Raw genomic sequence first — 15,006 nt, 5'->3', positions numbered from 1 at the left:
TTTACCTGCATTTACCTGTAAATATCCTGCAAATGCCTGACTTTTTCGGTTAAATTGCTGCTTTTTTGTGCAAGGACTGCCTTTGCTGGTTGAGGCTGGTTATGGCGGTTCTCAATCGGTAGCAAGCAATGTTTTTGTGATCACAAACCGCACTTTTACGTGCAGAAAGAGAAATAATGCACCCTCCTTTTACGGAAGCCTAACCGTAAGGTCGGGTTTAATACTTTCTTTAGCTTTAATGACAACTGTAACTATTTGTACTACGATTTAAGCTGAATATTCTATAGCTCTAAGAAATTAGAGGGAGAAAATGCTTCAAAAGCAATTCAACAAGCTCATCACTTATTCAAGTGCGATCGCACCTAAATCCACTATTCTATACAAATAAAGAAAATTATAGTCAGTCTCTACCTTAATAAACTGTCTAAACAGCCCTCTCCAATTGGGGGGGATAAAATCACCTGAATAGCGCTTGTCGATTACAGTTGTTAACTTGTATCTTGGGAAAAGGTTTTTACTGATTAAAAACTATGAAAACTTTATCGGAAGTCCAACCTAGAGAGCTGCTATCCAACCATATTCACATTCGCCTAACTGACTCTGACTACAATCAAATTAAAGCTAGAGCAGAGCAAGTAAATTTAAGCATGAGCGACTTCATACGCCGTGCAGCTTTGAGGAGAACCATGCCGCGCCCTCTAGCTGCATTTGACTTAAAAGCCTATCAAGTGTTATGCAAGATTGATGCCCAATTGAGAATTGCCGGAAACAACCTCAATCAGATTGCTAAAGCTTGCAATAGTGCTGTGGCATTGGGAGAACCAGTTGTTGTCAATACAGGACTCTTAGAAAGAGTACAGCAACTCATTCGAGAAAACGGGAAGGCAATTAAAGCAATAGTTGCAAACCTCGCCAAATCTACAGTACGCTAACTATTAACAAGCCAGGGCTTTACCGCCTGAGCAATCGATTCTGTGCAACTGACGGCTTTTTGGTTATGATTGGCAAACAAATCAAAGGTACAGGCTTTCGGGGCTGTCTGAACTACGTACTGGGCAAAAAAGACGCCGCTCTAATTGGCGGTACTATGTGCGGACAAACTCCTGAAGAACTCGCTGCTGAATTTGGCATCGCCCGACAACTAAGACCTAACCTGAAAGTAGCAGTTTTTCACGCCACTTTATCTGTCGATAGCACCGAAAAACTCGAAGATTCTGAAGAAAATGACCAGCGCTGGCTGGCGATCGCAGCCAACTACATGAAAGCGATGGAATTTGACAACAACCAGTACGCAGTTGTCAAGCACAGCGATACAGAACACGACCACATCCACATCGTCGCCAGTCGCATTTGCCTAGATGGAGGTGTTGTTGACGATAGCTGGGATTATTACAAAAGCCAAGAAACTATTCGCCAGCTTGAACGGAACTACAACCTGGAAACTGTTACACCCAGTTGGGAAACAGACAAGCGGGCTCAGACTACAGGAGAACACAGGCAATTAAAAAGCAAGGGAAACAAGAGCGTCAGGGTGCAATTGCAAGACCTAATTGATGAAGTTACCCAAGACAACCCAAGTATGCCAGAATTCGTTGAGCGGTTGCAGCAACAAGCCGTAGAGGTGCAAGTCACACAAACTCGAATCGGCTTCAGTAAAGGCATTTCTTACAATTTAGATGGAGTCGCTTTGAGTGGCACTCAGTTGGGTAAAGCCTACACTTTTTCTGGATTGCAGAAGCATCGAGGCGTTAGCTATGACAAAGGGCGAGATAACGCCCTAATTGAGGCTTTAATCCAGCCACAACACTTAGCTATCGCCCCCAGTGAGGCCGAGAAAAATGAGCTAGAATCGTCACAATCGGAGTTAGAAACAACCCTATTTGCAACAGCAAATGAGTTAGAGTCGTCACAATCTGAGCTAGAAACAACCGCACCTGCAACGAGTACAACAGCAAATGAGTTAGAGTTGTCACAATCTGAGCTAGAAACAACCGCACCTGCAACGAGTGCAACAGCAACACCAAATAAATTAGAGTTGTCACAATCTGAGTTAGTAGCAAGCCCACCTGCAACGAGTGCAACAGTAAATGAGTTAGAGTTGTCACAATCTGAGCTAGAAACAACCGCACCTGCAACTCCTACAACACCAAATGAGTTAGAGTTACAACTGTCAATCCTGCCTGAAAGGAATGAAACTGAGTGGCAAAAAGTCCGATCGCATCTAGCAGTCGAGTACAGTTTACCTTTAGAATTGCTCGATTTATTGCACTCTCATTCTTGGCTGTATGCCTGCTCAGAAAAGGCTGTATTTACAGGACGGACGCTTGAGGGGGAAGCCAGGTTCGCTTTTGTTCTCGATGAAAGAGGCGACTTTACTACAACCCATCCCCTGTCATCTGAAGCTGCTTTCTGGGTAGCCACTACTGGAGAAATTGAGCGAGCTGTGATTGCCTGTAACCCAATAGAAGCCCTTTCAATTTTGCTTATTGAACAGGATAACTCTACAACAGCACCACCCACAATTTACCTAGGAATTGAACGAGCTTCACAACTGCCTATACAATTCTTACAAGAACTCGATAGCGTTATTATAGCGATGGCCGAAAATTCTCAGCTCGCTCGAAATGCAAGCGAGCTGCTACCGAATGCAGAATTTGCTAATCCACAGTCAAGTTGGAATGATATCTGGATACAATTAATTGAGCAAGAACAGCCAACTCACAAACAAAATAACCAACAGTATAAACAGCGCATCCAAGACATTGAACTGGATTAGTTATGGTTCCTTAAAAAAGTTAGTAGTGTTTAATAAAAACGCTACTTAACAAATTTCCAGCTTACGACCTAAATTACTGAGAGTGCTGCCACTAAGTATTACAAATTTGTGAATAGATTTATCAACTATTTTTTCTTAATCTGCTAAGTCAATTGAGACGACGCTTGCTCATTTTTTTTTGTAAACCGACCTTGCTAACAATAAATTATTTATACGTTTTATCCTAAAAATTAGTACAAATAAAATGAGCGCTGTCGCGCCAAAAAATAAAGTCTCGGAGATAAAAGATGGAAGTATCACAAACCAACACCTACTACTTCAATAATTTAACCTGCGTCCACCAAACAGAAAACGAACTGTACATCATGGGCAGGGAAACAACACTTGTACTGAATTTTCAACAAACAAGCTATCAAACGCTCGACAAAATAATCCACGCTCTGCGACTTGTGAGAGACAAAAAAGTCCAAGACCGAAAGTCAATTATTGAACAAGAACTGCTGGCATTAAACTTCCAATTCCCTCAAGAAAGCAGCAACCGTAGCCACAACGACACCAACAATGGTAGCAGCAATGGTAGCAGCAACGGCAGCAACAAAAACTGCGAGCAAAAAATCGACTGGTAATTAAATGATGACGGAGAGATAAGTTTGTTTCTCCGGCGGCCAATAGCAAACATTAAAACCACATTCAAAAATGGCAAACAAAATGGCAGGATATGTGTATCTCCTGCACTAAGAGCAAGCCGATATGTTCGAGTCGTCCGGCGCAACACTACGTCGGCTGGACACTCATATTTGGACGAAAGGCTTTGGAAACATAAAAAAGGCAGAGGTGCTAAATTTTGCGCCGCTGCCCGAGAACGCGGAATAAACTTTGTCTTGGCAGAATGCTGGGTTGCAGACAAAAGTTTTGAGAGGAGAATCCAAAGGTCAAAAAATCACAAACGTTTTTGCCCTCTGTGCAAAAATTGAAAGGAAAAATCAGCTTTTTTGTAGGAAATGCAATCCCACTAGGACGAAACATAACAGTTTTCAAACATTGTGAGATACAGTTGACCGATTACCTTTTTCCCCATTACCAAGAAGCCAATTTTCCGATCTACACCGCTTTCATGAGCTTGCATAAATAGTTGCAACTGGGTGTTAAGTTTCGTACTTAAACTCAACACCCAGTTGTTTGTGCGTAATTCCTGTATCTATTAGACATCTCCCATAATGATTGTGGAACAGGCCGTTGGGCCTGTTCTGAACTGTCTTTTTGGGAGATATCTATTGCTTTCGCCAATACGCATCTACCCCTCGTCCCCGACATTGCAAACGCCCCGCATCCCTCTCCCGGCGCAATAGACGGCGAATCAAATCAATTCCGACTGTTGGACACCGTTCCTGCAATTCCCTAATGGAGAATTCTTGAGGCAAATTGTTAATTGCATCCAATACGATCGCCGTTTTAGTTCCTTTTGCGGATGTAACATATCCCACCCGCTGCTCAAACTCCCGATAAGCTGACAGCAGCATGACTCCCAAGAAATACTCCCACCAAGGTAACAGGTTATGCTGTCCTTCATGCCATCCTTGGGAAGATTGGTAAAGCGTATCGTAATAGCTTTCCTTAGTTCTCTCCACAATCCGTTCCAAACTAATAAATCGCCCGACCTCATAACCGGCTTTGTATAGCAGCAGCAAAGTCAGCAACCTTGCCATCCGCCCGTTTCCATCTAAAAATGGATGAATGCACAAGAAATCTAAAATATAAGTTGGAATCAGCAATAAAGGTTCTATCTCGCCCGATTCCCAGAGGCGATTAAACCGTTCTTGCAGGCGAGGCGTTCCATTGCCGCAGGAGTACCATAAGCGGGAGTAGGTTGAAACCTCACCACTTTAGTTCCATCAGGATAAGTAGCGCTAATTTCCTTATCCACTGTTTTCCAGCGCCCGCCTGTATTAACAGCAAATTGGTAAAGGTCGCGGTGCAGTTGTAAAATAACCCCTGTACTAAAAGGAATGTGGTTATAATTGGTGTGAATTGTGGTTAGCACGTCCCGATAACCCGCAATTTCTTGTTCTGAACGATCGCGCGGTGTTGTTTTTTCAGTTACTAATTTCTTAATCCGTTTTAGCGGCACAGTAATGCCTTCAATGCGGTTAGAAAATTCGGTACTCTGAATAACCGCAGCTTGGCGCAAAGTGCCTAAAACTTGTGGGGCTTGTTGTTTGAATAACTCCTGCTTTCCCTTGTATTCTCCAAGCAAACGAATTGTTTGCAGAAGTCTTTGGTTGAGCTGTTGACTTTCAATGAACCCCTCTTCAAATGACAGCATATCTATTTTATATCCTTTGTATTAATTATAAACATTTATTGCCGTCAATAAGTCGGATATTGCGTGCGCTCGCATCAAAACTTTGAAACCAGATCGCAAGCAGAACCGACACCAAATCCAGGTAAATAAGTAAGGCGATAGTTGCTTTTAGCCATAGCCCTTGCCTCTCTTGTTGTCCAAGGTTTGACGCTCAGTAAATCGGGTTCAGTTTCCAGTTGCTTTAAATAAGAGCGATCGCCCGTTACAAAGGCGATCGCCTGAGCCAGGAACTTACAACAGCTCAAAGGAGCCTGAACCACCTGCTTTTCAGTAAACCTAACCACAATCCAATTCCACTCTAAGAATAATTGATTGCGGCGCATATCACTGTCAGCATCGCAGCAGTGAGTGGGCTTCTTAGATTTGCCAGCATAAGGTTCATCAATCTCGACATCAATTCCGAGTCCAGATGGAGTGTGAATTACAGTAAAATCTGCTGAATAGCTCCTCTGAGATGACGGAATTTTAAACTCTGCTGCTTGGACAACTTCCTCGAAATATTGCTGTAAGTATTGCAAAAAGCGTTGTTCACTCACTCCTTGCCGAGCTTGAGATGTGCCATTAGGACTAACGCGAAGTGACATCAAATCCTTGAGCGCTCGATTTCTGGAATCTAACTCAAGTTTTGCGCTTTTTAAACCTGTCTGCAACCCTTCTTTTTCCACCTTAAAACTAGAAAAGTCTTGCTGTTTATTCGAGGATAAATGTTGAGGGAATAATATATTTTGTTGGTTGTACTCAAGAACTTGCTGCTTATACCTGGATAGGAGCTTTTGGCGACAACCAAACACATAACGATAAGCAGCCGCAATTAAACAGGAATAAGCAGCTACTACCAACAGCACTTCCCACCACAGCCAACCCCAAGAAATAGCTAACAGCGGAAGTGCGATCGCACCATAGAGCCAAAACACCCAAATTAACCACAGCAACTTGACAGGTAACACCACAGGTGGTTGAGGCGGAGTCAGCAAAACAACAGGTTGCTCGAATTGTTGAGTTTCTTGAAGTTGGGATGAGGTGGCACAACTAGAAGTTGCCTCTGGCAAAGGATATTGATGGCAGAACTGCATTACCACTTTTGGGTAAAAAACTATAGGATAATTCATAACTTTAAATACTCCTTTTTTTAAGAGCGCGGTCGCGCTATTTTTAAGAAAGTTTTTTGAATTGTATGCAAAAAATCACCCAGTCAAACTCACAAAATTTAACTCATTCTCAACCAGTTCGCAAAATTCAAAAGGACAAACAAATCTCTCTTAAATCCGACCCTGAAACAATGGCTGCGCTTACTCAACTAGAAGAACGCCGCGATTATTATCACACCTGCATCAACGGAGGATACTAAGCATGAATTTAGCCACAGCGACGCTTGCTCAAAGTTCAATAACTGCGGCTCAAGTTTGGCATCAACTAGAATCTGCAGAAAGCTCAGAAGAAATCGACCAACTGCTGCAATCCCTTTGGCAAACCCAAGAAACCCAGGAACTTGCTGTTGATGCCCATGCCGACTTAGCCGACCAAATTGATGCCGAAATTGCAGGAATTACAGCCCGGATGCAGTATTTGATAGAACTGCATTCAAAAGCTCTCAACAAACTCCAGGGGTGGAGAGAGCGGTTAGACAAAACCGTTCTCTACTTCAACGAGTGCGGCGTGTTAACTTCAGAAATTATTGGCAAACACCGCCGCATTACTGTTAAGGAAAATCCGCCTACCTGTGAAGTTTTGATTGACCCATCTCAACTGCCAGAACCGTATCGCCGAGTCGAAACCAAAACCGTAATTTCTGCCGACAAAAAGGCGATTTCAGACGCTTGGAAAAAAGGAACGCCTGTAGATGGTACTAGGGTTTTCCGCAAGCGCAAAGTGGTCTACAGCTTGCTTCCAGGTAACAATTTGCACTCTCTTCAAGCCAACCAGACGCTTGAGAGTCGTTCTTCGGATAAAACGCAGTCCAAAAAACGGCGTTAGCCATCTTTTCAGGTGTCAGAAATGCCTTGATTTGACACCTGAATTATTAGACATATCCGAGTTAGACACCTCCGAATTATACCATTTATGAAAAGTCATGGAACAGTAGCAACAGTAGGTTGATTTCGTGAAATAAACCCAACGATGCAGATTGTAGCAATACTTTTTAGAAATGGTATTACAATGTGACACGTTTGTTTTGTAAGAGCGAAAACTTAATTTCGGTCGATATCTATTACAAATCAATCCAGTATTGAGGGTTTTCAACTTCTTCTTCGGTGACATTGAATAAGTTTGACGCTCTACCTTTAATAACCCCGTTAGCATCTAGGTTTAAACCTCCCAATTGCTGGCTGTTTTCACCTTCTCCAAAAGCAACGCGAGCAAGTGCATCGCTATCGCTATCAGAGAAATAATCCCGTTGGCTTTTCATAGCCGTAGTTGTGCGAACTATTTTCACTTTTTTTCTCCACATTGGGATTGTGCTCCTGATTGTAACACGCTACTTCTTTCTTCTAAACCCCTCCAATTGGAGGGGGTGAATATCACTCAGTAGCAGGAATTTGTGAAGGAACAACCTTGTCAAAATCTGGACTATTACTGTGCGTAAGTCCTAAAAATGTAAAAACTAGGATTCAGGAGCTAATCAATGAGCAGAAGAAAACTTACCCCAGAACATCGCTCCACAGAATGGGTAGCTGGGGAAGGACTAAAAATCCCAGTCTTTGATATGTCCTTGACTGACGGTAAAGCAAAGGGGCGGTACCAAGCTGAATCAGAAGTGCTGCGTAACTCTTTGCTGGAACTGCTTTTTGAACCTGAAGAATTAGCATCCCTAAGCATCGTTAAACCCGACCCAAATGATAACAGGTTTGACCCTCTAAAAAACATCGATTTCGGAGATGGCATTGCTAGAAGAGTTGCTTTCAGTTCAGGCAAAAATGTGTACTTCGCAGACAAAGAACTCTCAACCAAACTATTGAGCGTATTCAAAACTCAACCTGACCACGCCTGTCGCTACGGCTCACTGCTAGTTAGCAGTTGTAACCAAGGAGCCAAATTGTTAGATAGCTCCCTTGAAGGCGAAACCTTGCGAGTCAAAATTGTTGATTCTCAAAGCGATGACAAGAGTGAAAAAGCGAAAGCTCATAAGTGGCAAACCGGAGACTGTCACGGCAAAATTTCACCGGCACTAGCCCAACAATTGGGAGGTAATGACAACCGACCTTTTCAATTCAGATTTGCCTGGATGCAGGAATGGGGACAAGAAGACTGCCATACTCCAGAAATTAGCTTTCTTGCCAAAGGAACGCTGTTGCCTGATGCTAATTTAACCTCAGACTTAGGTTATGATATCATCATGGATCGCTCCTCTATCAAAGGAGTGGCTAAAGAGCAATTAGCTGAACTTATCCCCTGTGGCGACTACGAATTTCCCAAAGCTATACTAGGAAATCGAGGCAACGCCAAAGTAACTGAATACGAAAATTCCTGGCAATTTTCGATTTGGTATTCCGAAGCAGCTATTGGGGCTGACATAGCCACACCGACCAAAATTGAAGCCCAAAAGCTAGCTGACTTGCAAAACAATCGGCTGCAACTTGCCAAATACTTAGTGGAGCAGCACGACAAAAAAGCGGCTTTTCAATCTAACCTTCACGAAGACAGCAGCGGATTAGAAGATGAAGCAGATGAAAAAGCCCAGCGCAACGAATCCCGGCTAATTTCAATTTTGAGGAACGACAAACTCGGTCAACTCCTCGACTTTCCAAAAGTCGTCGATTTCATGCAAGAACAACTGGCTAAAAAGTGGAAAGACTTAGCAATTAAGGGAGCAATTCATCACGGTTCAGCAATGGCTCAACCTTGTGAAAACCTCAACCCAGGTACAATTGTTGCCCCCCACTTGCGGCACGGCACAGAAGTTATCGTTACCCGATACCCAATTGTCAGTAAAGATAACATCCGCCGCTACACAGTAGACAACAAAAGTCAGCCTGAATTAACGCATTACAAAGGGTGCGTTTTTATTCGCTCTGACCAAGCCATGCAGCATCATCAATGCGATTTTGATGGCGACCAATTAGTGATTACGCCTGCTTCCCGAATGCCGAATATCGCCTCTGAAACTAGGCACGCTAATCAAGAGAATGAGTACGATGCTGTTGAGAAGCGAGAGAAAGTTGACTACAATAAAGCTACCGATAGTGATGGCGATCGCAAGTATACCAAATTGCGGCAAATTGCCGTAGCGATCGCCCAAAATAAAATCGGCTGGGTGGCTACCTTAATCGGGAGAGTGCAATCGTCAGCAGCAGAACCGGGACAGCCAGAAAGTTTATTCAATCAACAGAAGCGGCAGCTTCTTGGAAAGCTGTTTGATGCCCTGCAGATTGAAGTGGACAGTCCCAAAAGTGCTACTCGCACCGAAGACCACCACCCCACCCTGCTGTCCAAGGCTAAGCATTGGTCAGAACAGCACCCAAGCTACCTATTTGACTACAAAGACGACCCCAGGCTTTACAAAACCGTACCATTACCTATAGGAGACGGCACCGCTATCAATTGCATTGCTAAGGAGGCTGTTAACCCAGAGTGGGAACCGACTCGTCTAAAAAGCCGCCACCGCGACGAATTTCGCTATCTTTTTGAGTCTCCTTCCGATTTGGATGAGCGAGAAAAATGGGAGAAACATTATGTCAGGTGGGCGCAAGATATTAAGGAACGCTATCGAGAAAGGATGGGTGAAATTCACTTGGAGTGCGGCGGGGATTCTAAGGCAATTAAAGAAGCCGTCAGCAAGTTATACGAGAGCTTAAGAGCCGATGTGACCGAAGCTTTTCCCAACGCTGAAGAAAGGTTTTCTGCTGCTAGTGCAATGTGGCACGTCGAAACCGCAAATCCCAACTTAGAAGTTCCTCGCAAAGCTTGTAAGGAACTTTCTCGCCAACTGCTGATTGAATTCAACCTTGAACCTGAGTACGAGCGACTGCACGAAGCAATGCCACAAGACACTTACGTTCTGAGTGTCCCTTTCGAGGAATTTGAACGGGACGGCAGCAATAAGACTGTCAGGGATAAGAAGCGACAGCCTGTTGGCAAAGACTTAGCTGGACATTGGAAAGAATTGTTAGACAGCAAAGGCATTAAATATGAAGCAACTTTGCATCCGAGCCTGCCAATGGTCAATTTTGCCTTAATAGAACCCAGCGAAAAACTGGTGGAAATTCTTGAGAAGAAGTTTTGCGAAAATGTCAACGACATCGACAGTTTAGACTTAACCTACCGCGATGGTCTTGGCCGCACCAAAGATGTCAGTTCCCGCATTGTAGCTCCTGCTGATTATACTTGGCTTGATTCCCAAAACCAAACACCTAAAGCAGCATTGGTTCTTAACCTGTTTACGGATGAAATTTGCCAGCAATTGCAAACCTTTCAGTTTGATAGAGCTGAACTGATAGGGCAGAAGTACAATGACTTGAAAGATGTTGACTTTAGCAGTCCTAAATGGAGGCAGAAAACATTGACTTTTGAGGTTGGCTCTGTTAGCGGTAGCGGTTCGAGGCGCGACGGTAGCCCTATTGTCCTCCTTGACGGACAAGAATTAGCTATGTTCTCTGCTAATTCACCTAAATTGCCGATCGGCAGTACCTTTGAGGCCACTATTGAACCCTCGCCTAAAGGTAGTGCTCTAATCTTAAACATCAACCCTAGCTCTGTGCGACTAATTGAATCAGTTGAGGAACTTTCAGAAGTCGCGCCAACTCCTTGTCAAGAGCGATCGCAATCCGTATCGCCAACCACTTGTCAAGAGCGATCGCAATCCATATCGCCAACCCCTTGTCAAGGGCAATCGCAATCCGTATCGCCAACCCCTACCCAAAACAAACCGCCATCTCAACCCGAAGACATTGCTGCCAGCCCCGCCCACCTCTCACAATTGCTGAAAGATGCGATTTCTGAAGCATATAAGCAAACTGGAGAAACTACAATCCCTGTGGGAAACTGGACAGCTTTTATTAGCCAATCTCGCAATAATGTTAGGTGTTTGGTCAGAGATAAAGCTGATAATCCGGTCTTGGCTGCTGACTTGAAAACAGGCCAAATCATTAAGAAACTTTCTGAAAACAGCAGCTCTCAGTTTATCAAATACCTTAAAGAGGTTGATGCTGAATTAGCAGCCACATCCTCAAAAAGTAGACTGGCCGACGCACAACTTTAACGTAATTTCGGAAGTTATATTATGTCCGCTAACTAGACCGTAATTGCAATTCTATTACTTGGCTGTGGCGAATTTACCAATAGCCGCTCATGCGAATCATAGAAACAGCGCAAACCTTTTCAATACGTGTTGTCTAAATATGTCTTGCTTGTGGGAGGTCAAAGTCGAATTACGCAAGAAAAGACATATTCGACTTTGACCTCCCTTGAGGACATTTGTACAACACACATTGAAGCCTGCGGTTTTATACGTATTTTGACGGACATGATATGACACTTCTTTTGCTTCCGCTTAATGAATGCCTTCCCCCTCCGATTGGAGGGGGTCACTTTAACTCCCCAAAACCGCTCTTCCGAGTGAAGTCAGTAGCCATACTGCTCGAATTTCATGGGAAATATCCACTCACGCCGCCACAAAGATTATGGCTACAAAAACAGCATCCCGAAGCCGAAGCCAGGGAAACTACATCACCCCTAACACAGCCGAGGGCAAGAAAATCCTCAACTACCTAAGAAATCGCTGCGAGAAAGCTTTAGATTACTGCCAGGAAAACGGACTCACCAGCGTAGAAGATTTTGCCGATGCAATTCAAGAACTAACGGAAGCCGACGGCAAACCAGGCATTAGCGTGGAGGTCAAGCACAACGGACTCGTCCTCAGTTTGAGCGATCGACCCGAGTACGGCTCTACCACAGGAAAGTACATGATGGAGCACTTGGGAGAGCCGGACGACAACCGATTTACTAAAACAGGAATTGAAGCATTACTCGATTCGCCTCGAACTAAAACAAGGTCTAAAAAAGACAATTTACTAGATGATTTGGATGATGAGCCACCCTCCCCCAAGTCTAAATTTCAAGCGAACACCAAGTCTAAAAAAGACGATTTACTAGATGAATTGGAGGATGATGAACCCTCCTCCACGTCTAAATCAAAAGCGGCAACCAAGTCTAAAAAAGACGAGTTGCTAGATGAGTTAGAGGACGAGAAACCCTTGCCCAGAGCGAAATCTAAAACCCATACCAAATCTAAAAAAGATGAAATAAAAACTTGGGAGGATGACGAACCCTCAGCCACTTCTAAAAACAAAACTAGACATCGAAAAGATGACCTAGAGGAATTGGAGTCGGAGGAACTACTGCTTAAATCTAAACCCTTAACCCGCTCTCCGAGAGATGAACTAAGTAAGCTAGATGAGTTTGAAGTCAAAGAACCTCAACCTAAAGCTAAGCCTCAAACTAAAAGCCACCTTCAAAACTCTGAGCGAGAAGATTTGGAAGACGAAGAATTATCAACTAAATCCCAAGCCAAAAGAAAACTTCAGACAAATGAAGCGGTAGAAGTTGCTGAATCCTTAGCACGCACACCCTCAAAAACCCGAACTAGCCAACAGCGACCTCAAGGCAAAAAATCAAACGACCAGAACATCGATAGTATCCTCGATGCTGCTGTACAAGTTAGTGGTAGAACAGCCATTTCTGGAAGTGAGGTAGAAGGTACAACTGTCAGCGGCCTGAGCGCTCAAGTTGCGGTTCTCGCTACTCTGATGGGGAAAAAAGCAGCTTCTCAAATTATAGAAGCTGCTCTTGGGGCTGGAAAAGAGCGCCAAGTTGCCGGTATTGTCAAAAGGCTCCAAGCTCAAAGCCAGCGAGCTGACTCGCTGTCGCAGCGGGTTACCAACTTGGTTGAAGCGGATTCAGTTGCAGATGCAATGGTCGAATCCGAAGCTTTACCAATAGCTGAACGGGAGCCAGAATCGGAACAAAACATCTTACCTGAACCGGATGCCGAATTTGTCTCAACACCCGGTATGCTCTTAGCTAAAGCTGTTAGCAAAGTCCACGGAAAAGTTGATAAAATTTCCGGTCGTGTGAGAGACAACAATTCTGAAAAAACGGCTTCTATTAAGATTGACACAGAGGCGAGTTTTGAAGAACAGCTCGTACAAATAAATGAAGCACTCAACCGACTTGAAAAGCGACTCGATACCCTAGAAGAGCGAATAGAAGCTTTAGAGAACAAACTTTCTCTTCAAAAAAGCGAGACAGGCGTTCAAGCTGACGATGCAAAATTAGAACCGCCCGACAACTCCACTCCATCCCTCAGCGACCAATTCGTACAAAACGCAACAGAAATAGGTGAAAAAATTTCATTAGAATCAACAATCGCAGCTAGCAACAGCGCTAGCGCTACTGCTAAAAAAATCACTGTGACAGCCCAAAATCTTACTCAGGATGCCCAACTTGCAGCAACACTGGCAAAAATTTACAGCCTAGCTGAAGAAGAGGCAAATGCGGAAGGCATTGCATTAGAAGACGGGGTTGATTTTGGACAAGCCAAACTTTATGTAACAAATTTTGACTTCTCTACCGTTGTCAGCTTAAAAACTAAGGAAGGCGAGGAACTGTTTTCAGCAGTACAGGATAAAACTGGAGAATGGGAAGTTACAAACGACTTCCTGAAACCTGAAGAAAAAGAAGAACTCGACCGTTTAAAGATTTTTCAACAAGCTCTCAACCAAGAGCGTCTAGCTGAAATGGTAAAGAGAAGCGGTCAGGATGAAGTGAGCTTTACCGATTCCCAGGGCTCGCGCCTCGACTTTGAAGTCGAATTCAGCGATAAATCCAAGTCGAAGGGTACTGTCAAAGGCTTTAACTCTCACAGCGAGATAGTTTTTGAGGCTAGCCTCCAAAAAGGTAATCTTGAGGTACTTCTGTGCGACATTCCACCAGAAGTAGTTGAAAATCTCCTCTCCCAACAGCAACTTGCTCCAAACCAGAACTCCAACAAGCAGGAAGCTAGAAAAACTGAGGTGGAAATGGAAACTTGAAATAACTTTTTTTACTTGCACCCTCCATTTGGAGGGGGTCACTCTCACTGTATAAAATCACCTTTTTTGGCGATTTTGCAGGGATTAGATGCAACTTAAATTAGCATTAAAGCACTAAATTAATCGAGATAGTGACATGGCTACTTACTTAGACCAAACAAGAAATGAACGAAACCGCAACTCATTATCACGCTGGTTAAAACAACAGAAAATCAAACTGGGCGACCTTCCCTTCATCGGCATTTGCCTGACCTCACTCATCTACTTCAGCCTTCACGACCCGCTCTTAATTGCAACTTTAGGCTGCTCCAGCATAGTCTTTTTGAGTTTGTGGCACACCGCTAAAGCAATTCCAATTGTAGAGCGATATATTGGCTGCAAAATTCGATTTTGGCACGTTGCTACTGCCATCATTACCTCCACTGCACTGTGCTCCGTGCTCGATTCCCCCGCCAACGCCATCTTCCTCTCCGGCTTAGAAGAATTTATGACTGAGCTAGCAGAAGGAGCGGCTTCCGCAGGAGGTGAAGCTATTGATGCCGAAGTCATCGAACTGATTTTCAACTTAATTCGCGGAGCCTTCCTTTTGTTAGTAGCAGCCGCGTCTCTTTTTGCTTACAACCAAGCGCAGCAAGGCAATGACTGGCGACCAATTGTGACTCAAGTTGCCTTAGCTTTTGCCATTGTAATTGCCATTGACGTAATAACTTTCCTCTTCATTGGCAATGGCGGTGGCGGAGGTGGAGCTTAATTATCCAAAGGGGAAGGGGAAGGGGAAGGGGAAGAATAAATTTTCTAGTTTTGAGTTAAACCTTCTTCTCTTACTTATCAAAAATCATCTC

General features: G+C 43.9%; 12 protein-coding genes. 8 read left to right on the top strand and 4 right to left on the bottom strand.

All coding sequences use genetic code 11. From position 1 onward, the window contains the following. The first annotated feature begins 530 nt into the window (after positions 1 to 530). The 3 genes from QUB25_RS12675 to QUB25_RS12665 all read left to right on the top strand — a co-directional run bounded on the left by QUB25_RS12675 (position 531) and on the right by QUB25_RS12665 (position 3,402). Positions 531 to 932, top strand: a complete 402-nt coding sequence (locus QUB25_RS12675) for a plasmid mobilization protein (RefSeq protein WP_333183591.1) — start codon at positions 531 to 533, stop codon at positions 930 to 932. A gap of 65 nt (positions 933 to 997) precedes the next feature. Continuing rightward, entirely contained in the window at positions 998 to 2,776 is a 1,779-nt protein-coding gene (locus QUB25_RS12670; protein WP_333183590.1) for a relaxase/mobilization nuclease domain-containing protein, read from the top strand. 287 nt (positions 2,777 to 3,063) lie between these two features. Then, positions 3,064 to 3,402: a hypothetical protein gene (locus tag QUB25_RS12665; protein WP_333183589.1), complete on the top strand. Its 339-nt coding sequence runs from the start codon at positions 3,064 to 3,066 to the stop codon at positions 3,400 to 3,402. Positions 3,403 to 4,047: 645 nt separating this feature from the next. Here QUB25_RS12665 and QUB25_RS12660 read toward each other — a convergent pair. The 3 genes from QUB25_RS12660 to QUB25_RS12650 form a co-directional block, all read right to left on the bottom strand. Continuing rightward, on the bottom strand, positions 4,048 to 4,548 hold the full coding sequence (locus QUB25_RS12660; protein ID WP_333183588.1) for a Fic family protein: 501 nt from the start codon (positions 4,546 to 4,548) through the stop codon (positions 4,048 to 4,050). 8 nt (positions 4,549 to 4,556) lie between these two features. Beyond that, positions 4,557 to 5,099 (bottom strand): hypothetical protein, encoded by a 543-nt coding sequence (locus QUB25_RS12655; RefSeq protein ID WP_333183587.1) that lies wholly within the window; start codon positions 5,097 to 5,099, stop codon positions 4,557 to 4,559. A gap of 74 nt (positions 5,100 to 5,173) precedes the next feature. Then, the gene (locus QUB25_RS12650; RefSeq protein ID WP_333183586.1) at positions 5,174 to 6,247 is read right to left on the bottom strand and encodes a hypothetical protein; all 1,074 of its coding nucleotides are present in this window, start codon (positions 6,245 to 6,247) and stop codon (positions 5,174 to 5,176) included. A 65-nt stretch (positions 6,248 to 6,312) separates the two neighbouring features. Here QUB25_RS12650 and QUB25_RS12645 point away from each other — a divergent pair, with 65 nt between their 5' ends. Continuing rightward, complete coding sequence (locus QUB25_RS12645; RefSeq protein ID WP_333183585.1) at positions 6,313 to 6,486, top strand: hypothetical protein; 174 nt, start codon at positions 6,313 to 6,315, stop codon at positions 6,484 to 6,486. Between the two features lie 2 nt (positions 6,487 to 6,488). Next, on the top strand, positions 6,489 to 7,112 hold the full coding sequence (locus QUB25_RS12640) for a siphovirus Gp157 family protein (RefSeq protein WP_333183584.1): 624 nt from the start codon (positions 6,489 to 6,491) through the stop codon (positions 7,110 to 7,112). 235 nt (positions 7,113 to 7,347) lie between these two features. On the opposite strand, the gene QUB25_RS12635 is transcribed toward QUB25_RS12640, so the two are convergent. Further along, positions 7,348 to 7,587: a hypothetical protein gene (locus QUB25_RS12635; RefSeq protein ID WP_333183583.1), complete on the bottom strand. Its 240-nt coding sequence runs from the start codon at positions 7,585 to 7,587 to the stop codon at positions 7,348 to 7,350. Between the two features lie 174 nt (positions 7,588 to 7,761). Between QUB25_RS12635 and QUB25_RS12630 the strand changes: the two genes are divergently transcribed. The 3 genes from QUB25_RS12630 to QUB25_RS12620 all read left to right on the top strand — a co-directional run bounded on the left by QUB25_RS12630 (position 7,762) and on the right by QUB25_RS12620 (position 14,915). Beyond that, entirely contained in the window at positions 7,762 to 11,334 is a 3,573-nt protein-coding gene (locus tag QUB25_RS12630) for a hypothetical protein (RefSeq protein WP_333183582.1), read from the top strand. Between the two features lie 421 nt (positions 11,335 to 11,755). Further along, positions 11,756 to 14,164 (top strand): hypothetical protein, encoded by a 2,409-nt coding sequence (locus tag QUB25_RS12625; RefSeq protein ID WP_333183581.1) that lies wholly within the window; start codon positions 11,756 to 11,758, stop codon positions 14,162 to 14,164. Positions 14,165 to 14,300: 136 nt separating this feature from the next. Continuing rightward, positions 14,301 to 14,915 (top strand): hypothetical protein, encoded by a 615-nt coding sequence (locus tag QUB25_RS12620; protein ID WP_333183580.1) that lies wholly within the window; start codon positions 14,301 to 14,303, stop codon positions 14,913 to 14,915. Positions 14,916 to 15,006 lie beyond the last annotated feature (91 nt).

Origin of the sequence: Microcoleus sp. B3-D7, assembly GCF_036705305.1 — a bacterium.
Lineage (GTDB): Bacteria > Cyanobacteriota > Cyanobacteriia > Cyanobacteriales > Microcoleaceae > Microcoleus.
The sequence above is the reverse complement of the archived record's forward strand: the minus strand, read 5'-3'. Positions and strand labels throughout refer to the sequence as shown.